Source organism: Amycolatopsis sp. lyj-23, assembly GCF_046549135.1.
In the GTDB taxonomy this organism is placed as follows: Bacteria; Actinomycetota; Actinomycetes; order Mycobacteriales; family Pseudonocardiaceae; genus Amycolatopsis.
Genome location: NZ_JAJPWN010000006.1, coordinates 133212 through 151679 on the forward strand (window position 1 = coordinate 133212; position 18468 = coordinate 151679).

18 protein-coding genes, 1 tRNA gene and 2 pseudogenes are annotated in these 18468 nt (G+C 69.8%); 14 read left to right on the plus strand and 7 right to left on the minus strand.

Translation table 11 applies throughout. The features are described 5' to 3' along the window. Positions 1–2: 2 nt before the first annotated feature. The 6 genes from ACLJPY_RS16395 to ACLJPY_RS16420 are packed head-to-tail and all read left to right on the plus strand — an operon-like array spanning position 3 to position 6060. Positions 3–986: a quinone oxidoreductase family protein gene (locus ACLJPY_RS16395; protein ID WP_410589402.1), complete on the plus strand. Its 984-nt coding sequence runs from the start codon at positions 3–5 to the stop codon at positions 984–986. Continuing rightward, positions 983–2563: a bifunctional 3-(3-hydroxy-phenyl)propionate/3-hydroxycinnamic acid hydroxylase gene (locus ACLJPY_RS16400; RefSeq protein WP_410589404.1), complete on the plus strand. Its 1581-nt coding sequence runs from the start codon at positions 983–985 to the stop codon at positions 2561–2563. The genes ACLJPY_RS16395 and ACLJPY_RS16400 overlap by 4 nt, the downstream gene beginning before the upstream one ends. Next, positions 2560–2901 (plus strand): cupin domain-containing protein, encoded by a 342-nt coding sequence (locus ACLJPY_RS16405; protein WP_410589405.1) that lies wholly within the window; start codon positions 2560–2562, stop codon positions 2899–2901. The genes ACLJPY_RS16400 and ACLJPY_RS16405 overlap by 4 nt, the downstream gene beginning before the upstream one ends. Continuing rightward, the gene (locus ACLJPY_RS16410) at positions 2901–4031 is read left to right on the plus strand and encodes a DUF3500 domain-containing protein (RefSeq protein WP_410589406.1); all 1131 of its coding nucleotides are present in this window, start codon (positions 2901–2903) and stop codon (positions 4029–4031) included. Before ACLJPY_RS16405 ends, ACLJPY_RS16410 begins: the two co-directional genes overlap by 1 nt. Continuing rightward, positions 4028–4888, plus strand: coding sequence for a fumarylacetoacetate hydrolase family protein (locus ACLJPY_RS16415; protein ID WP_410589408.1), 861 nt, complete (start codon positions 4028–4030; stop codon positions 4886–4888). Before ACLJPY_RS16410 ends, ACLJPY_RS16415 begins: the two co-directional genes overlap by 4 nt. Then, positions 4885–6060 carry a CaiB/BaiF CoA transferase family protein gene (locus tag ACLJPY_RS16420; protein WP_410589410.1) on the plus strand — a complete coding sequence of 392 codons (1176 nt, stop codon included), beginning with the start codon at positions 4885–4887 and terminating at the stop codon, positions 6058–6060. Before ACLJPY_RS16415 ends, ACLJPY_RS16420 begins: the two co-directional genes overlap by 4 nt. 5 nt (positions 6061–6065) lie before the next feature. On the opposite strand, the gene ACLJPY_RS16425 is transcribed toward ACLJPY_RS16420, so the two are convergent. Continuing rightward, on the minus strand, positions 6066–6668 hold the full coding sequence (locus ACLJPY_RS16425) for a TetR family transcriptional regulator (RefSeq protein WP_410589411.1): 603 nt from the start codon (positions 6666–6668) through the stop codon (positions 6066–6068). A 122-nt stretch (positions 6669–6790) separates the two neighbouring features. Here ACLJPY_RS16425 and ACLJPY_RS16430 point away from each other — a divergent pair, with 122 nt between their 5' ends. Continuing rightward, the gene (locus tag ACLJPY_RS16430) at positions 6791–9181 is read left to right on the plus strand and encodes a CocE/NonD family hydrolase (protein ID WP_410589412.1); all 2391 of its coding nucleotides are present in this window, start codon (positions 6791–6793) and stop codon (positions 9179–9181) included. A gap of 41 nt (positions 9182–9222) precedes the next feature. Here the strand turns inward: ACLJPY_RS16430 and ACLJPY_RS16435 are convergent, their stop codons facing one another. Further along, positions 9223–9903: an alpha/beta hydrolase gene (locus ACLJPY_RS16435; RefSeq protein ID WP_410589414.1), complete on the minus strand. Its 681-nt coding sequence runs from the start codon at positions 9901–9903 to the stop codon at positions 9223–9225. Positions 9904–9930: 27 nt separating this feature from the next. Then, the gene (locus ACLJPY_RS16440) at positions 9931–10224 is read right to left on the minus strand and encodes a hypothetical protein (protein WP_410589416.1); all 294 of its coding nucleotides are present in this window, start codon (positions 10222–10224) and stop codon (positions 9931–9933) included. Positions 10225–10737: 513 nt separating this feature from the next. Between ACLJPY_RS16440 and ACLJPY_RS16445 the strand changes: the two genes are divergently transcribed. The 6 genes and pseudogenes from ACLJPY_RS16445 (at position 10738) to ACLJPY_RS16470 (ending at position 13958) form a co-directional block, all read left to right on the plus strand. Next, on the plus strand, positions 10738–11145 hold the full coding sequence (locus ACLJPY_RS16445) for a glycosyl hydrolase family 28 protein (protein WP_410589914.1): 408 nt from the start codon (positions 10738–10740) through the stop codon (positions 11143–11145). A 38-nt stretch (positions 11146–11183) separates the two neighbouring features. Next, positions 11184–12044 (plus strand): glycosyl hydrolase family 28 protein, encoded by an 861-nt coding sequence (locus ACLJPY_RS16450; protein WP_410589916.1) that lies wholly within the window; start codon positions 11184–11186, stop codon positions 12042–12044. A 175-nt stretch (positions 12045–12219) separates the two neighbouring features. Continuing rightward, a pseudogene (locus tag ACLJPY_RS16455) lies at positions 12220–12978 on the plus strand (TIM-barrel domain-containing protein); the annotation flags it as partial. An 11-nt stretch (positions 12979–12989) separates the two neighbouring features. Beyond that, complete coding sequence (locus ACLJPY_RS16460) at positions 12990–13313, plus strand: hypothetical protein (protein WP_410589417.1); 324 nt, start codon at positions 12990–12992, stop codon at positions 13311–13313. A gap of 12 nt (positions 13314–13325) precedes the next feature. After that, positions 13326–13517: pseudogene (locus ACLJPY_RS16465) on the plus strand (glycoside hydrolase family 27 protein); the annotation flags it as partial. Between the two features lie 36 nt (positions 13518–13553). Continuing rightward, entirely contained in the window at positions 13554–13958 is a 405-nt protein-coding gene (locus tag ACLJPY_RS16470; protein ID WP_410589917.1) for an RICIN domain-containing protein, read from the plus strand. A gap of 830 nt (positions 13959–14788) precedes the next feature. Here ACLJPY_RS16470 and ACLJPY_RS16475 read toward each other — a convergent pair. Then, positions 14789–14861: transfer RNA gene (locus ACLJPY_RS16475), tRNA-Asn, on the minus strand. A gap of 167 nt (positions 14862–15028) precedes the next feature. Here ACLJPY_RS16475 and ACLJPY_RS16480 point away from each other — a divergent pair. Continuing rightward, positions 15029–15199, plus strand: a complete 171-nt coding sequence (locus ACLJPY_RS16480) for a hypothetical protein (protein ID WP_003097798.1) — start codon at positions 15029–15031, stop codon at positions 15197–15199. On the opposite strand, the gene ACLJPY_RS16485 is transcribed toward ACLJPY_RS16480, so the two are convergent. From ACLJPY_RS16485 to dnaG, 3 genes are read right to left on the minus strand one after another with little or no spacing between them, the layout of a single operon-like run. Then, the gene (locus tag ACLJPY_RS16485; RefSeq protein WP_410589419.1) at positions 15189–15956 is read right to left on the minus strand and encodes a trans-aconitate 2-methyltransferase; all 768 of its coding nucleotides are present in this window, start codon (positions 15954–15956) and stop codon (positions 15189–15191) included. The genes ACLJPY_RS16480 and ACLJPY_RS16485 overlap by 11 nt on opposite strands. Before the next feature lie 48 nt (positions 15957–16004). Continuing rightward, the gene (locus tag ACLJPY_RS16490) at positions 16005–16526 is read right to left on the minus strand and encodes a hypothetical protein (RefSeq protein ID WP_410589420.1); all 522 of its coding nucleotides are present in this window, start codon (positions 16524–16526) and stop codon (positions 16005–16007) included. 1 nt (position 16527) lies between these two features. Beyond that, positions 16528–18432 carry a DNA primase gene (gene dnaG / locus ACLJPY_RS16495; protein ID WP_410589421.1) on the minus strand — a complete coding sequence of 635 codons (1905 nt, stop codon included), beginning with the start codon at positions 18430–18432 and terminating at the stop codon, positions 16528–16530. Positions 18433–18468: the final 36 nt, after the last annotated feature.

An 18468-nucleotide genomic window follows, 5' to 3' on the forward strand; every position in this document is an offset into this window, starting at 1 on the left:
CCATGCGCGCGATCCTGATCGACGCCCCGGCTGCCGAGCCTCGCCTGGGCTCGGCGATGCTGCCGCGCCGAACGCCCGGCACGACGCTGATCGCGGTGGCCGCGGCCCCGCTGAACCCGCTGGACCTGCTCATCGCTTCCGGGACGTTCCACTCCGTCCGCCACGATGCCCCCTACGTCCCGGGCAGCGAGTGCGTGGGCGTCGTGCTCGAATCCGACGCGCACGAGCCCGGCACCTGGGTGTACGCGGAATGCCACGCCGCACCGGACACACCGGGAGCGTTCGCCGACCGGGTCCTCGTCGCCGACGCGGACGTGCTCCCGCTCCCCCACGGCATCGATCCGGTCCTGGCCGCCGCGGTCGGCAACGCGGGCACCGCGGCCTACCTGCCGCTGGTGGAGATCGCCGGTGTTCGACGCGGCGAGACGGTACTGGTGCTGGGCGCCACCGGCGCCGTGGGTCAGCTCGCGGTGCAGATCGCCCGGCAGGTGGGCGCGGGGCGGGTGATCGGCGTCGGCCGGGACCACGCCGCGCTGCAGCGCGTGCTCGATCTCGGCGCGGACGCCGTCGTCGCCCTGCAGCCCGGCGAAAGCCGGGACGACCTGGCTGCCCGGCTCCTCGCCGCGGCGGGACCGGTGGACGTCGTCCTGGACGGGATCTACGGCTTGCCCTTGGAGGCCGCCCTGCAGGTTTGCGCGCCCCGGGCGCGGCTCGTCAACATCGGCAACCTCGCCGGTCCGACGGCGCGGGTTCCGGCGGGGTCGATGCGCGGCAAGCAGCTGGTCCTGTCCGGTTTTGCCGGCCTGCACCTGTCCTTAATGGACAAATATCAGGCGCTGACCTGGCTGTGGGCCGAAATCTCGCGCGGAGGCCTGCAGCTGGCGACCCACGTCTTCCCCCTCGACGAGCTACCGGCCGCGTGGCGGGCGCAGTCCGGCTCGCCGCACGCCAAGTGCGTCGTCGTCCCTAACGGAGACCTGGCATGACCACGCTCCCCGCTCCCGAGGCCGACTGTCTCGTCGTCGGCGGTGGCCCCGTCGGCCTGCTCACCGCGATCCTGTTGGGGCAAGCGGGAATGCGGGTCGCGGTCGTCGAACGCTGGCCGCAGCGGTACCCGCTCCCCCGCGCCTGCACGATCGACCACGAGGCACTGCGCATCCTGCAGGCCGCCGGGCTCATGGCCGGCCACGCCGATCTCTTCACACCGTCGCAGGGTGCCCGCGGCGGCTACCAGTTCCGCAACGGCGACGGCGAACTGCTGCGCTCGATCGACTGGAACCGGCCGGCCGAATCCGGGTGGGCCAACACCAACGGCTTCCACCAACCCGACCTCGAAGCGGTCCTCGAAAAGACCGCCGAAGCCACTGCGGGCGTGACCGTGCACCGCGGCTGGGCGTTCTCCGCCTTGGCCCAGGACGCCGGAGCCGTATCGACGCAGCTCGTTTCCACCACCGAGCCCGCGGTGACGGCCACCGTCCGCAGCCGATGGCTCGTCGGCGCCGACGGCGCGAACAGCCCGGTGCGCACCCAGCTCGCGGTCGACGTCGGCGACTCGGGCTTCGAGGCCGACTGGCTGGTCGTCGACTACCGGCCGCTGCGCGAAGAGACGTGGGACGCCTTCGTCGTCCAGTACTGCGATCCGCGCCAGCCGGCCACCGCGGTCAACAGCGGACCAGGCCGCCGCCGCTTCGAATTCATGCGCCGCGACGACATGCCGGTCGACGAGCTGGCCCAGGAGGCCACAGCCTGGCGACTGATGGCCCCGTGGGGAGTCACCCCCGACAACGCCGAGCTGGAACGGCACGCCGTCTACACCTTCCGTGGCCGGTGGGCGCGGACTTGGCGGGTGGGCAACGCTTTCCTGGCCGGCGACGCCGCGCACCTCATGCCCCCGTTCCTCGGCCAGGGCTTGTGCGCCGGGCTCCGCGACGCCCGCGCGCTGGGCTGGCGCCTGGGCATGGTGCACGCCGGCCTGGCGGACCCGCGTGTGCTGGACACCTACGGCCCGGAACGAGCCGGCCACGTCCGGGAGATCATCGACGAAGCGGTCGCGGCCGGCCGCGTCATCTGCGAGCTGGACCCCACCCGCGCCGCCGCCCGGGACACCGAGCTGAAGCGGCAAGCGGCCACCGCGGTGGAACCGCCGCACCCTCGATTGGGCACGCCGTCGATCACCGTCCCCAGCGGAGGTGTCGAGGGGCGGCTGGCGCCGCAGGGACGGGTCGCGGTCGCCGGCCGGTCCGGCCTGTTCGACGACGTCGTCGGCGGCGACTGGCAGCTCGTGAGCCGGGCGGGCGATCCGGGAGAGCTGCTCGACGAGGAAGCCGCGTCGTGGTTCCGCAAGATCGGCGGCAGCATCACCGACCTGTCCCCGGCAGGCCCGATGCGCGACCTCGACGGCGCCTACGAACGCTGGTTCACCCGGCACGGCTGCACCGCATTCCTCGCCCGGCCGGACTTCTACATCTTCGGCGCCGGCGACCACACCGACATCCCACGCCTCGTCTCACAGCTGCGCCGCGCGCTGCAGCCCCACCCCGATGAAGGGAAACACCTGCGATGACCATGCGCGTCACCCGGCTCGCCGACGCCGAACGCTTCGATCCACCCGGCCACACCGGTGTCGGGCCGGTGCGCCTCCAAGGCGGCGCGTCGACCCCGACGAAGGACGTGACCGTCGTGCTGTCGCACTACCTGCCCGACGGACGGGCGGCAATGAGCGAGCAGCCGGTCGAGACCGTGTACGTCCTCGTCAGCGGCGAGCTGGTGATGGTCAGCGACGGCGAGGAAGCCACCCTCCACCCGTACGACTCCGTCCACTTCACCGCCGGCACCCGCCGTGAGGTGGTCAACCGCAGCAAGCTGCCGGCCAGCATGCTCGTCATCCGGCCGGCCGCCTGATGACCGATCTCCCGGCGCACACCGAGCTACCGGCCGAACACCGCCCCCACGCCGGCGGCTCCTTCGACGCGACCGTGGTCACCTTCGCCGCGATCGGCCTGTTCGACAGCCTCACCGGCGACCAGCGGGCCCGGGTGCTGCTGCCGCACACCGACCCCGGCCGCACCCACTGGAACTTCCTGCCCGAGTCCGGCCGGCACGGCCTCCCCCTCGGCGAGCTGGACCGCCACCAGGAGGTACTGGCGCACCGGCTCATCGCCGAGTCGATGTCGCTGCCCGCCTACGCACGCGTGGTCCAGGTGATGAGCAACGAACACGTGCTGCGCGAGCTCAACCTCCCGGTCTTCGGCCACGTCGCCGCCACGTTCCGCGACGCCCGCGGCTACTTCCTGACCTTCTTCGGCCAGCCGCAACCCGACACCACCTGGGGCTTCCGGCTGGTCGGGCACCACCTGTCGATCAACGTCACCGTCGTCGACGGCGACCTGGTCAACGCCACGCCGTTCCTGCTGGGCGCCGAGCCGGCGCGCATCGGCCCGTTCCGCATCCTCGGCGAGGAGGAGGACGCCGCCTTCCTCCTGCTCGACGGCCTCACCCCCGGCCAGCGGGCGCAAGCGGTCATCCACGACAAGCCCCCGGCGGACTTCGTCACCCGCACCGTGCCCCACATCGGTGACGTCGAGTACCCGGCCTACCACGGCGTCGGCCGCCGCGACGCGATGATCACCGACGACGACCGCAAGGCACTCGCCTACTTCCGCGCCCACCCCCGCGGCCTCCGCGTCGGCGACCTCTCCGCCACCCAGCGGACCTGCTTCGACGACCTGCTGGCGAAGTTCGTGCACCGCGCCCGCCCCGGACTGGTCAATGCCGAGATGGACCGCATCGCGGCCGCCGGCGGAGTCGACGAGCTGCACTTCGCGTGGGCCGGCGGCACCACCATCGACCAACCGCACTACTTCCGCATCCAGGGCGGCGCCACCCTCATCGAGTTCGACAACGCCGAGGACAACGCCAACCACGTGCACAGCGTCTGGCGCGACCCCTCCAACGACTTCGCCGCCGACCTCCTCATGCAGCACCACCTCCACACCCCGCACGGCACCCACCACGAGGAGGCACACCGATGAGGATCGTGGGGATCCGCCGCGCCGACGAACCGGTCGAGGTCGCGTCCCTGTCCGACGACGGCGCCAAGGCCACCGTCGTGGCCAGGCTGGACGAATTCTGGACCGACGCCACCGGCTTCCTGTCACAGGTTCCGGACGGACCGGCCGTCGCGCTCGCCGACGTGCAGCAGGTTCCGCCCGTGCTGCCCGGTGCGCGGGTGATCTGCATCGGGCTGAACTACCTCAAGCACGTGGCCGAAGGCAGCTTCCGCGATCAGGACCTGCCGCCCTACCCATCGCTGTTCGCCCGCTGGACGGCATCGCTCACCGTCGCAGGCGCCCCGATCCCCGTCCCCGCCAACGAAGAAGGCATCGACTGGGAGGGCGAGGTCATGGCCTACGTCGGGTCGACGCTCGTCGACGCCACACCCGATCAGGCGCTGGCCGGCGTCGTCGGCTACTCGACGTTCAACGACGTGACGTCACGACGGGCCCAGAAGCTCACCAGCCAGTGGATCCTCGGCAAGAACGGCGACAACTCCGGGCCGCTCGGCCCGATGGTCCCGGCCGCCGAGGTCGGCGACCTGCGCGACGGCCTCCGCGTCCGGACCCGAGTCAACGGCGAGCTGGTCCAGGACGGTTCCACCGCCGAAATGGCCTACACAGTAGGCGAAACCCTCTCGCTGATCTCCCACACGTTCACGCTCCGACCCGGAGACCTGCTGGCGACGGGAACGCCGGCCGGCGTCGGCTACGCCCGCACACCGCCGTGGCTGCTGCACCCCGGCGACGAGGTCGAAGTCGAGGTCGAGCGGCTCGGCACCCTGCGCAACCCGATTGTGGCCAACGACCATCGGCATGCCGGGAACGAGCAGTGAGCGCCACGGCCGGACCGCTGTCCGGCGTCCTCGTCGTCGACCTCAGCCGTGCCCTGGCCGGGCCCCACGCGACGATGATGCTGAGCGACATGGGCGCCCGGGTCATCAAGGTGGAGGCACCAGGGGTCGGTGACGAATCGCGGCACTGGGGCCCGCCGTTCGTGGTACCGCCGGACGACCCGGTCTCCACCTATTTCCTGTCGGCGAACCGCAACAAGGAGTCGATCCAGCTCGACCTCAAGTCCGACGCCGGGCGGCGCGATCTCGAGCGGCTCGTCGAGCGGGCCGACGTCCTCGTCGAGAACTTCCGGCCCGGCGCGCTGGAGCGCCTCGGCTTCGGCCTCGACCGCCTCAACGAGCTCAATCCTCGCCTGGTCCTGCTGTCGATCAGCGGGTTCGGCCACGACGGGCCCGAGGGCGGGCGGGCCGGGTACGACCAGATCGCCCAGGGCGAGGCCGGGCTGATGTCCCTGACAGGGCCGGGCCCGGACGAACCCACGAAGGTCGGGGTACCGATCGGCGACCTGCTCGCCGGGATGTACGGCGCCTTCGGGGTCGTGTCGGCGCTGGCCGAGCGGGCGGACACCGGCCGGGGCACCGTCGTGCGGACGTCATTGCTGGCGGCGATCGTCGGCGCCCACGCGTTCCAGGGCACCCGCTGGACGGTGGCCGGTGAGGTGGCCCGCGCAATGGGCAACCAGCACCCCACGATCGTCCCTTATGGAGCGTTCGCGACCCGGGACGGCACCATCCAGATCGCGGTCGGCAACGACCACCAGTGGCGTGCTGTCGCGCTGACCACCGGCCTCGACCCGACGGATCCCCGTTTCGCGACAGCCCGCCACCGGGTCCTGTACCGCGACGAGCTGACCGCCGTCCTGGAAAACCGGCTGAGTGAGCGCACTTCCGCGGACTGGCTCCGCCGGCTCGCCGAGGCCGGTGTCCCGTCGGGAAAGGTGCGCACCCTGGACGAGGTCTACACCTGGGAGCAGACCCTCAGCCAAGGTCTGGTCATCGACGTCGACCACCCCGTCCTCGGCAGGATCCAGCTGCCGGGACCGCCGCTGCGGATGGCGAGCCTCGACGGCACCGAGGTCGCGCGGACCCACACCGCTCCGCCGGCGCTGGGCGAGCACGACGCGGAGATCCGCGCGTGGCTGGACGCCGGGTGAACCCGTCAGCCGGTCAGGACCTGCTGGATCGCGGGGCCGACGGTCGCGACGATCTGTTCGGTGTCGGCAGCGGCGATCACGGGCACCCCGATGATCCGCCTGCTGGTGACGATGCCGACCAGCATCGCGGCGGCCAGGCCGGCGCGCAGCATCGCGTCGCCACCGCCACCGGCGCCGTGCAGCAACCGGGACTGGATGAACTCGCGCAGCTGCACGCGGGCGTTCTCGTTGCCGACCGCGCCCCGCAGCATCGCCATCAGGGGTTCGGACTCCTCGGCGCTGCCCTCCCACGCCCTGAGGTAGGCGCGCACCACGCGTTCGCCGAGGTGCTCGTCCGGCCCCTCGAACGCGGTGTCGAACCGGTCCAGCGCGGACGCGGGGACGGCCATGACGGCGGCGAAGAGGTCGTCTTTCGAGCGGAAGAACTGCATCACCTGGGAGGCGTCCACCCCGGCGTCGGCGGCGATCCGGCGGATCGTGGTCCCCGCGAAGCCGTCACGGGCGAACCGCGCTCTCGCCGCGTCGAGCACGGCCTGCCGGGTGCTGCCGGGTCCGGGCTTGCGGCCGCGACGGGCCCTCGTCGCCGGCGCCTCCTCCTGGGCGGTCATCCGGACGAGTGTAACGGCCACGGCATTTTCTCCACAAGCGTTGAGTTTTTCTCGGGTCGGCCGTACGGTCGAAACAGGCAAGACCGCGGCACCAGGACGTGCCCGAGCGAAAGGAGCCCGTCGTGAGCAATGACCAGAAGGTGTTCGTGCCGTCCCAGCCGCTGCCGCCCGCCCGGACCGGGGTGCTGACGCCGTTCGAGCCGGGCACCCGGATCCTCGAGGCCGGCTTCCGCCTCGCCCCGCCGTTCCGCCCTCTGCCGGTCGACGTCGTCTTCGAGAAGGACGTCGCGGTGCAGCTGCGTGACGGGGTGACCATCCACGTCGACGTGTTCCGCCCGGTCGGCACCGAGCCCGTCCCGGTGCTCGTGGCGTGGAGCCCCTACGGCAAGGGACAGGGTTCTTCGCCGAGCGTCATGGGCGTTTTCGGCATGGTCGGCCTCGACAACGGGATCGTGTCGGGGCTGGAGAAGTTCGAAGGCCCGGACCCCGCGTACTGGTGCGCTCGCGGCTACGCGATCTGCAACCCCGACATCCGGGGCGTCGTCGACTCCGAGGGCGACAGCGTCCTGTGGGACCGCCAGGAGGGCCGGGACTGCTACGACCTCATCGAGTGGCTGGCGCAGCAGGAATGGTGCACCGGCAAGGTCGGGATGAGCGGCACGTCCTACCTCGCGGTCTCCCAGTGGTTCACCGCCGCCGAGCAGCCGCCGCACCTGGCGGCGATCAACCCGTGGGAGGGCGTCAGCGACGTCTACCGCGACCTGGTGCTGCGCGGCGGGATGCCCGACACCGGGTTCGCCCGCCAGCTCCAGGAGGGCAGCTTCTTCGGCAAGAACCGCAAGGAGGACCTTGTCACCGAGGCCGAGCTGCACCCGCTTGCGGACGACTTCTGGGCGCACAAGGTTCCCGACTTCGACCGGATCACCGTGCCCGCCTACGTCGTGGCCAGCTACTCCAACACCCTGCACACCGCCGGCACGTTCCGGGCCTGGCGCCGGATGGCCAGCCCCGACAAGTGGCTGCGCGTCCACAACACCCAGGAATGGCCCGACTACTACGACGAAGCCAACGTCGAGGACCTGCGCCGCTTCTTCGACCACTACCTCAAGGACGTCGACAACGGCTGGGAGCACACACCCCGGGTCCGCTACTCCGTCCTCGACCTCCAGGGCGGTGACCGGGTCAACCTCCCCGCGGACACCTTCCCCCCGGCCGACGTCACCGCGACCAAGTACTACCTCGACGGCCGCACCCGCACGCTGACGACCACCGTCCCCACCGGCGAGGCCGCCGTCTCCTACCCGGTCGCCGCCAACCCGGCCGCGGTGTCCTTCCTTGCGCGCTTCGACGAGGACGCCGTGCTCGTCGGCTACCCGAAGGCGCACCTGTGGGTCGAGGCCCGCGACGCCGACGACATGGACCTGTTCGTCCTCGCGCAGAAGCTCGACGCCCACGGCACACCCCTGCAGGCCTTCACCGTCCCCAACCGCGCCGCGGTGGTCCACGACCTCACCGACCACGGCGCGTCGATCCTGCGCTACAAAGGATCGGACGGACGGCTGCGCGTCTCGGCCCGGCACCTGGACGAGAAACTGTCCACAGAGGACGTTCCGGCCCACAGCTTCGACCGGGTCGAACTCCTCTCCCTTGGCGAGATCGTCGACGTCGAGATCGACCTGCTCCCGATCGGACTGACCTTCCGCGCGGGCGAGCAACTGCGCTTCGTCGTCAGCTCCCGCAACCTCCTGGGCACCCTGATGCCCGGCATCCAGGAGTACACCGGCGCCAACCACGGAGAGCACGTCATCCACACCGGCGGCGAGCACGCCTCCTACCTGCAACTGCCCGTCCAGAGCCAGGCCACGACAGCCCGGGTCCGGCTGGCGGCCGACCAGGACGACAGCGCCATCGCGCGGTTCGAGGTCCGCGCTGCCCAGCGCGCCCTCGCGCTGCTCAAGGCCAAGCTCGGCCGCGAGCGCCTCCTCGACCTCCTTGCCGACGAGATCGCCGCGGGCGAGGCCTACCTGCGTGACCAGGTCGCGCGCTCGGCCGGCGAGGAGACGACCGGCACGACGACGCTGCACGCGCACGGCATCACCGCGGCACAGTTCACGAGCTGGCTGTCCCAGGCGTTCGGGCGGGAGGACGTCCTGCTCGCCGGACACCCGGAGCACTACTCCATCCACGCGGGCGGCGGCCGGGTCAACATCGTCGAGACCCTCGGCGACCACGTCTGCTCGTTCTTCATGCGCGAGTGGGACGAGGCGGCGGCCGACCCCGGCCCGGCGAACGGCCGCCGCTCGCGCATAGTGCTCGAGGACGGCACCGTCGTCGGCGGTATCACCAACTCGTTCACCGACGTGGCGGATGGATTCACCGTCGACCTTTCGGTGACCCTCCCGGCCTCCTGCGGCCCGACGGTGATCCAGCACCACCTCGAGCACTTCGCGGTGGAGTTCCACAACTGGATCCTCCGAGCCGCATCGGAACAGTCCGCACTCGCCGACGGCTGAACCCGGGCCACCGGGACCGTGCGTTGATCCCGCCAGCGGGATCAACGCACGCTCTCGACGCCGTTCCGGGCCCAGGCGGCGCACTCGGCGGCGAACGCCAGCTGACGCAGGTGCAGCGCGTGGCTGTGGCCGGTACCGCGGGTTACGCTCACGAACGGCGCGGAGGTGAACATCGCCGCGAACGTTTCGGCCTTCTCCGGGTTGCTGTCCCAGAGCGCGTCGGACTCCGCCAGTGCACAGTGGACCGGGACACGCACCTCCGGCGCCAGGGAACCCAGCGCTTCGGCCGCGCCGCTCGAGGTCGCCGAAACGCCGATGAGGGGGAAGCCCGGCCGGCTCGCCGCGATCCTCAAGGCGATCAGCCCGCCGATCGAATGACCGACCAGGAACACCTCGCGGCTGCCCGCGTCCGCCGCCACAGCGGTGACGGCTGCACTCAGCAGTTCGGCGTGCGGTTCGAAAGTGCTGACCGCGGTGTCGAGCGAGGTGCTGCCGCCGTCACCGGGCCGGTCGAAAGCCACCACTTGGTGCCCGATGGTGGCGGCAACGTCCAGAAACGACCCATGCCGCGAGCCTGCGACGTCACCGTAGCGCGCGGTGTAGGTGTCACCGTGCAAGGCGACGATCAAGGGCCGGTCGGTCGGCCGTTCGGGTCCGGCGGTCACCGCCGTGAGCGTGGTGCCACCGACATCATGAGTGAGCGGGTTGAGTTGCTGGACCATTCCTGGACTCCTGCCGCGTGAAAAGGATCAGCGCCGGGCGCGCATCGCCCCTCCGAGCGCACCGGCCACGGCACCGGCGAGAGCCGTGATGACGACGAGGAGACCGGGAACGCCGCCCAGGTCGACCGTGTCGGTCCAGCCGGTCAGGGCGCGGACGGCGAGGAGTGCCGCGCCGTAGAGCAGGCCGCCGGTGACGCCGCGGACCAGCCCCGGTCGCCAGCCGTGGTGCTCGAAGCCGCCGAAGAACCCACCGGTGGCCGCGATGACCTGCACCACCCAGTAGGCCGGGGCCGATGCGCCGAGCAAAAGCCCGGCGATCACCCGCGGCTACGTCGACGCGAAGATGACCAGCTTCTACGGCCGGCTGCGCACCGTCGAGCCGGCCCCTGACGGGGGGGTTGTGGCTGACCACGAGCAACAACGGCGACAAGGACAGCATTCCGAACAACAGCAACGAGAGGATCTTCCACGTCGCCCTCGGCTGACAAGCCGCAACAGATCAACGGCCGCGGCGAGACCCTGCACCACACCGCTCTGCCGCCGCGGCGACAAACTCGCATCGCCGCCGCGGCGCCAGAGCCGACCCAAGTCCCCCACAACGAGGTGAGGACGCATCAACCGCACCAGCACCCTGTTAGGCGTCGTCGTTGCGGCGGTCACCAGCCTGTTCAGGGCGACCGCCGCGGATGTCGGCAGCCTGGCAGGCCCGCCATCGAACGCCGCGGCGGCCGTGTTCAACGTCGGGGACTACGGAGCCGTGGGCGACGGCACGTCAACGACAGCCCCGCCATCGCCAAGGCCATCACCGCGGCGAACTCCGCAGGCGGTGGCACGGTGGAATTCCCCGCTGGCGCCTACAAATCGAAGAACACCGTCCACCTCAAAAGCAACGTGACAATCCAGCTCGACGCCGGATCCACTGTCCTGGGGTCGGTCGCCAACACCTACGACGCCGCCGAACCCAACCCCAACGACAGATACCAGGACTACGGACACAGCCACTTCCACGACGCCATGTTCTACGGCGACAACGTGACCAACATCGCTTTCACCGGCTCCGGCACCATCGACGGCGGAGGTTACCTGGTCACCGCCACCAGAAATCCGGGCGCGGGCGAAGCAGACAAGATCATCTCCCTGACTCGCTGTACGAACCTGACCCTCAGCGGAATCACACTACGCCGCGGCGGCCACTTCGCCGCACTGATCAACGGCTGCAACACGTCGTCTCCGACCATCTGACCATCGACACAGCCAGCGACCAGGACGGCTGGAACATCATCTCCACCACCAACGTCACCGTCACCGACGCGAACATCTCCGCCAACGACGACGCGCTGGTCTTCACGAGCGACTACGCCCTCGGCGCCAAACTCCTCAACGGACACGTCACGGTGACCAACTCGACACTCTCGGCCCGGTGCTGCAACGCGCTGATGTTCGACTCCGAAACCTGCGGCGATTTCAGCGACTACCAGTTCCAAGGCATCAAGATCACCGGAGCGAACAAATCGGGCCTCGGCATGGTCTCCATGGACGGCGCCACCATCTCCGACGTCCACTACCGCGATATCACCGTGACCGGCGTCCACTCACCGATCTTCCAGAAGATTGGAACCAGAAAACGCTGCGGCAACAACCCCGGCGTCGGCCACATCAGCAACATCACCTACGACAACATCACTGCAACCGGCAGCAACCCCAGCGCCACTCCGACCCTGTGGGGCAAATCCGGCAACAACCACATCAACGGAGTGACCTTCACCAACGTCAACATCACCGTCCCAGGCGGCAGCGCGGCCATCGCCACGGCACCTCCCAGCGATAACGCCACCGCCTACGACCCCACCAGCGTCGGCACCCGGCCCTCGTACGGGTGGTACCTCCACAACGCCGACAACATCCACTTCAACCGCTCGTCGGTGAAGTTCGCGACCAACGACCACCGTCCCGCGGTCATCACCTACGGCGGCGGTCCAGTGGCCTTCGACCACTTCACGGCACAGCGCGGCAGCGATAGCGCCTACGACACCGGCTTCCAGACTGTCAACGGCTACTGCATCAGCAACAGCACGAACACCAGCGGCGGCGCTCTCCGCGTCAACGCCACCGGATCCACACAGCAATGCGGGTCCATGTGATCCAGAGGCAGCAGAGTTCGGTTCCCGAAGCAATTCGTGACAGCAGCACGTCGACGTCAACAGCGTGACGTGACGGACGCCTGAAATGACAATTCTTACTCGACGGCTCTGACAGGCGCATTGATTTGCGACCATTTGTCGAGACGAGTCGATAATTGCTACTTCGAGGAGGATCATGCGAAAATTTGAACTGTTCGCGCCAATTGCGTTGGCAGCGTCGCTGTCGCTCTCGAACCTCACAACGGCGTCACTGGCACTGGCCTCCGATAACGGTGCATCCCGGACACCGCCGGCCGGGTGGAGCAGTTGGAGCTTCCTGATACGCAGCCCCACCGAAGCCAACGTGAAGGCGCAAGCGAAAGGCATGTCGGACGCCGGCCTGGTGGCCAAGGGCTTCCAATACGTCAATCTCGACGACTACTACATCCTCAATCCCGGCACCACCGTCGACCAGTACGGGCACTGGGCGGTCGACACCGCCAAGTTCCCGAGCGGCATGAAGGCCCTCGGGGACTACGTCCACGGCCTCGGCGAGAAGTTCGGCATGTACGTGACCCCCGGAATCCCGGTCGCCGCGTACAACCAGGACACCCCGATCCAAGGGACCTCCTTCCACGCCCGCGACATCGTCTCCGACACCAGCCGGTACGAGTCGAACTACGGCGGCTTCGGCAACGTCATGTACTTCATCGACTACAACAAGAACCCAGCCGCGGCGCAGGCATTCCTGAACTCGTGGGCCAACCTCTTCGCCTCCTACGGCGTCGACTACATCAAGATCGACGGCGTGCACACCAGCGACCATGACGACGTCAAACACTGGTCGGACGCGCTGCGTCAAACCGGGCGGACCATTCACTACGGGCTGTCCAACACGCTGGACTTCGGCAACGTCGACACCTGGCGGCAGTACGCCAACAGCTGGCGGATCAGTGGCGACATCGTGTGCTACTGCTCGGCCCTGACCCACTGGGGGATGATCCGTCGCGCTGGGCCGACCTGCCGAAGTGGGCGCCCTACGCCGGTCCAGGTGCGTGGAACGACCCCGACTCGCTGGAGGTCGGCAACGGCGCGGCCACCGGCCTCACGCCGGCCGAGCAGCAGAGTCAGCTCACCCTGTGGGCGATCTCCAAGGCCCCGCTGCTGCTCGGTGTGGACATGACCAACTTCGACGCCGGCGACCTCGGAATGCTGAAGAACGACGAGGTCCTCGCCGTCGACCGGGACGGCGGTCGTCCAGCCACCCCGGTATCCCAGACCACCCAGTAGCAGGTCTGGCGTTCGCCGAAGAACTCGGACGGCAGCTACACGGTAGCCATGTTCAACCTCGGCGACACAACCGCCACGATCATCGCCAGCTGGGCCGACCTCGGCTTCACCGGCAACGCCACGGTCCGAAACCTGTGGGCCAGAGCGGACGCGGGCACATCCAGCAACTCGGTCTCGCGCAGCCTGCAAAGCCACGAATCAGCGCTGTTCAAGGTCACCCCCAGTGCGGGCAACACAACGCTGGGCGGCCCGCTCACGAGCGCCAACTCCGGCCGCTGCGCCGACTCTCCCGGCGGCACGACCGTGAACGGCACGCAGCTCGTGGTGTGGGACTGCAACGGCGGCGAGAACCAAAAGGTCGCCTACAGCACCTCGGCCAAGACCCTCAAAGTCCTGAACAAGTGCTTCGACGCACACGCCAGCGGAACGGTCTCCGGCACGCAGGTCGAGCTCTACGACTGCAATGGCGGCGCCAACCAGCAGTGGAACACCAACTCCGACGGCACGATCACCGGCGTCCAGTCCGGACTCTGCCTCGACGTCTCCGGAGCAGTGAATCCCCATGGATCAGGCATCCAACTGTGGGCCTGCAACGGCGGAGCCAATCAGCGCTGGACACTGGGCGCCGGCACCCGCGTTCCGTAAGTGCGGCGACGCGCTGACGAACCATGACCACGAGAGTGCGCAGAGTCGTCGTCCTTGGCCGCGAGGTAGGGCGTCCAGTCGTGACCGACCCGCTTGTTCCACGCGTCCGCGGTTACTACGTCAACACCGGCTACGCCGGCCGGATCCCCGGCATCGACCTCTGCTGAACGACTGAAGGACCTGCAGCGGTGCCCCCCTCGGATCGGGATGGGACACCGCCCGTTCGCACCTCGTCTTCATCGAGAGGTGCCTGGCGGGCGAGCACGCGCGGCGGCCCGCGCGCACACCGGGGACCAGGACTCGCCGAAGGCTCGGACGCGGACGCCACGGGTCGCCTGCGCAGGCTCAGCTCGCTGCCGATCACCGTGACCCGAGGCGATCGAGTGAGCTTGGTGCTGCTCAGAGGCGTGGCGTGTGGCGTGTCAGCCGGGCGTCGGCCAAGCGGGTCGCGCAGGCAAGACTTCCACTCCCGCTGAGCGTCCGGCCAGATCCCGGGAAGCTGGTGATGATCGCGTAGGTCTGGGTGCTGCTGGAACGCCGCGGTAGTGGACTCGGTGAGCTCGTCTGCGCTGGCGCACTCCGCGTTGAGAGTGGTCAGCAGCGCGAGCGATTGGCGGCCGAACGCCTCCTCGACCAACTTGCCCAACACCCCTGCGATCGCGGGTGCCTGTACGGAAGCAGCGAGTATACCGCCCGGAACGCCGAAGTGCTGATGTCCGCAGCGGCGACACCTTGCCGGAGTTTTTAATCACTAAATCCTCCCTCCAGGCGCCACTGCCCTACAACGCAGAGAAGCCCAGGCCGTTGGCCTGGGCTTTCTCGTCTGACAGCTCCCCCGCTTGGACTCGAACCAAGAACCCTCCGGTTAACAGCCGAATGCTCTGCCAGTTGAGCTACAGGGGAATGTCGCTCACTTCCGGTGCCGGCCTCTCCGACCGACGAGAAGAACTTTAGCCCATGCCTCCGTGACCCCTCACACCACCCCCCACTTAGCGCAACCGCCCCCGCCCGGCCGGTTTTCCTGGACAATGGACAGTCGGACGACCTAACGACGGAAGGCGTGGACTCGGATGAAGAAGTTCCTGCTGGGGGCAGGCCTGGGGTACGTACTGGGCGCCAAGGCAGGCCGGGGGCGGTACGAGCAGCTCGTGCGCACCTACCGCCGGGTCGTCGACCACCCCATGGTCCAGGGCGCCGCCGGAGTCGCTCGGGCCAAGATCGGGGAGAAGCTCAAGCGCTGATGCGGGCCACGAAGAACACCCGGCGGAACTCGAACCACGTGACGCCGTCGGGGCGGGCCGGGTAGGCCTCGTCGAGCCGCGGGGACAGGGCCGCGCGGAACTCCTCCCACTCGGCGTCGGACAGCGCTGCGCGGATCGGGCGCAACGCTGTGCCGGTGATCCACTCCAGCACCGGCGAAGGGCCCTGGAGGGGCTGCGCGTACGTCGTCTCCCACGCGTCGACGACGCAGCCCGCGTCGGTCAGGAGGTTCGCGTACTCCAGCGGCGTCGACACCGCGTCGTCCTCGCGCAGGACCACCTCGGCCAGGCGGGACGCCCAGGCCGGGGACGCCGCCAGTTCGCGCGTCAGCGCGTGGGAAGGCGCGTTGAAGTTGCCCGGGACCTGCACCGCCAGGTAGGCGCCCGCGGGCAGCGCCGCCGCCCAGCGGCGCAGCAGCGGCCCGTGGTCGGGGACCCACTGCAGGACGGCGTTCGACACCACGACGTCGGTGTCCGGTGCCGGCGTCCAGTCGCGGACGTCGAGCAGCGCCGCGTCGAGCCCGCGTGAGCGGGCCGCGGCCACCATTTCGGGTGAACTGTCGCTGCACTCCAGGGCCGCCGACGGCCAGCGGTCGCGCAGGGACACCGTCAGGTTGCCCGGGCCGCAGCCGAGGTCGACGACGCGCCGCGGTGCCGATGCCCCGATGCGCGAGACCAGGTCGTGGAACGGCCGGGCCCGCAGGTCGGCGTAGTCGAGGTACTTGCCCGGGTCCCACACGGTCGCCTCCCAGTTAGCAGTACGCTTGTACTGAGTACGAGCGTACTGCTACTGCGCCGGGTTGACCAGCTTCGCGGCGACCTGCTCGGCGATGGCCTCGACCAGCGCCGGGTCAGTGCCGGGGTCCGGCCGGACCTGCAGCACCGTGCCGTCGCGGCCGGGCACCTTGCGCTGGACGAACCACGCTCCCCCGGCACCGATCTCCTGCCGGTGCCGCGACCGGATCGAGCCTTCGACGCGCTGGTAGGCCTCGCGCGGCACCTTGCCCGGCGACGGCAGCCGGAAGCGCACCGGCGGGAGGTCGGCCAGGACGACCGCCGCACCCGCCGTGCCCACCTCGGACGACTCCGTCAGCGTGAACACGCCGTCCGCCCAGGCCGCCTTGGCGATCAGGTGCCAGCCGACGCGGCGGGCGCCGTCGCCGGACGGGACCCACAGGCCCAGCGCCGTCACCACCAGGTGGCCACCACCCTCGACCGGGGCGCTGTCGACGACCTCTTCGCCAGGGGAAAGGGCACCGGCGAACCCGTCGGGCGTGCGGTCGCCCAGCAACCGGCGCAGGAAGCCCATCTCAGCTCCACGCGCCGGCGGCGGCCTGCTCGCCCAGCGACTTCTTGTACTGCTCCAGCGCGACGAGGTCGCCGAACAGCGCGCGGTAGTCGTCCGGCGCTTCGACCGGCGACAGCCGCTGCAGCTTGCCCTTGATCTCCGCGATCTGCCGCCCGACGAGGCTCTCCTGCAGCCGCGCGAGGATCGACGAGATGTACCGCGAGTCGACCTCGTCCTTGGCCTGCAACGGTTCCACGGCCAGCTCGGACAACACCCGCCGGACCGTCCCTTCCGGACAGTGCGGGGCGGCCGCGTCCAGCAGGGCCGGCCCGGTCAAGCCCGAACCCGCGCCGCCCGCCTTCAGAACGGCTTCGTGGACGGCGACGTACACCGGGTGCGTGAACGCCTCCAGCGGCAGCGCGTCGTACTCCGGCCCGGCGATCGCGGGCTGCTGCAGCGCCGCCTTCAGCGCCTCGCGCTGCACGGCGAACCGCGGGTCCTTCGGCGCCGGGCGGGCGACGTCCTGGGTGGGCGCGGGCGGTGCCGCCTGGGCCCGCGCCGGCTGCTTGAGGGGTGCTCCGCCGCGCTTGTCCGTCGCGCCCGCGGCCCCGCGGACGCGGTTGACGACCTGCGCGACGTCCTGCCAGCCCACCCACCAGGCGAGCTTGGACGCGTAGCCGTCGCGGGCCGCGCGGTCCTTGATCGACGCCACCATCGGCACGGTCTTCTGCAGGGCCGCGACCTGGCCGTCGACCGAGTCGAGGTCGTAGTTCTTCAGCGTGCTGCGGATGACGAACTCGAACAGCGGCGTCCGCCGCGCGACCAGGTCCTTCACCGCGCTGTCGCCCTTGGCCAGCCGCAGCTCGCAGGGGTCCATGCCGTCCGGCGCCACCGCGATGTACGTCTGGCCGGCGAACGTCTGGTCGCCTTCGAACGCCTTCAACGCCGCCTTCTGGCCCGCTTCGTCGCCGTCGAAGGTGAAGATCACTTCGCCGCGGAAGGCGTCGTCGTCCATCATCAGCCGGCGAAGCACCTTCATGTGGTCTTCGCCGAACGCCGTGCCCGACGACGCCACCGCCGTCGGCACGCCCGAGGCGTGCATGGCCATCACGTCGGTGTAGCCCTCGACCACGACGACCTGGTGCCGCTTCGCGATCTCGCGCTTGGCGAGGTCGAGGCCGAACATGACCTGGGACTTCTTGTAGATCGGCGACTCGGCGGTGTTGAGGTACTTCGCCGAGATCCGGTCGTCGTCGAACAGCCGCCGCGCGCCGAAGCCGACGACTTCGTTGCCGACGTCGCGGATCGGCCAGACCAGCCGCCGGTGGAACCGGTCCATCGGGCCGCGCTGCCCCTCCTTGGACAGCCCCGCCGTGAGCAGCTCCTTGACCTCGAAACCGCGGTTGAGCAGGAACTTCGTCAGCTTGTCCCAGCCGCCGGGGGCGTACCCGCAGCCGAACGTCTTCGCCATCGCGGCGTCGAACCCGCGCTCGGACAGGAAGTCGCGCGCCGGGCGCGCCTCGTCGGTGACCAGCTGCTCGGCGTAGAACTCCTGGGCTGCGCGGTGGGCCTCGATCAGCCGGCTGCGGCTGCCGCGGTCGCGCTGGATCGTCGCGCCGCCGCCCTCGTAGGTGAGCCGGATGCCGACCCGGTCGGCCAGCCGCTCGACGGCCTCGACGAACGAGATCAGGTCGATCTTCTGGACGAACTTGATCACGTCGCCGCCCTCGCCACAGCCGAAGCAGTGGAAGGTCCCGTGCGCCGGGCGGACGTTGAACGACGGGGTCTTCTCGTTGTGGAACGGGCACAGGCCCTTCAGGCTGCCCCCACCGGCGCGGCGCAGCGCCACGTACTCCCCGACGACCTCGTCGATCCGGTTCCGCTCGCGCACCTCCGCGATGTCGCTCTCCCGAATCCGTCCTGCCACGCGACCCACTCTAGTCTCGCCCGTTGCGGCACACTC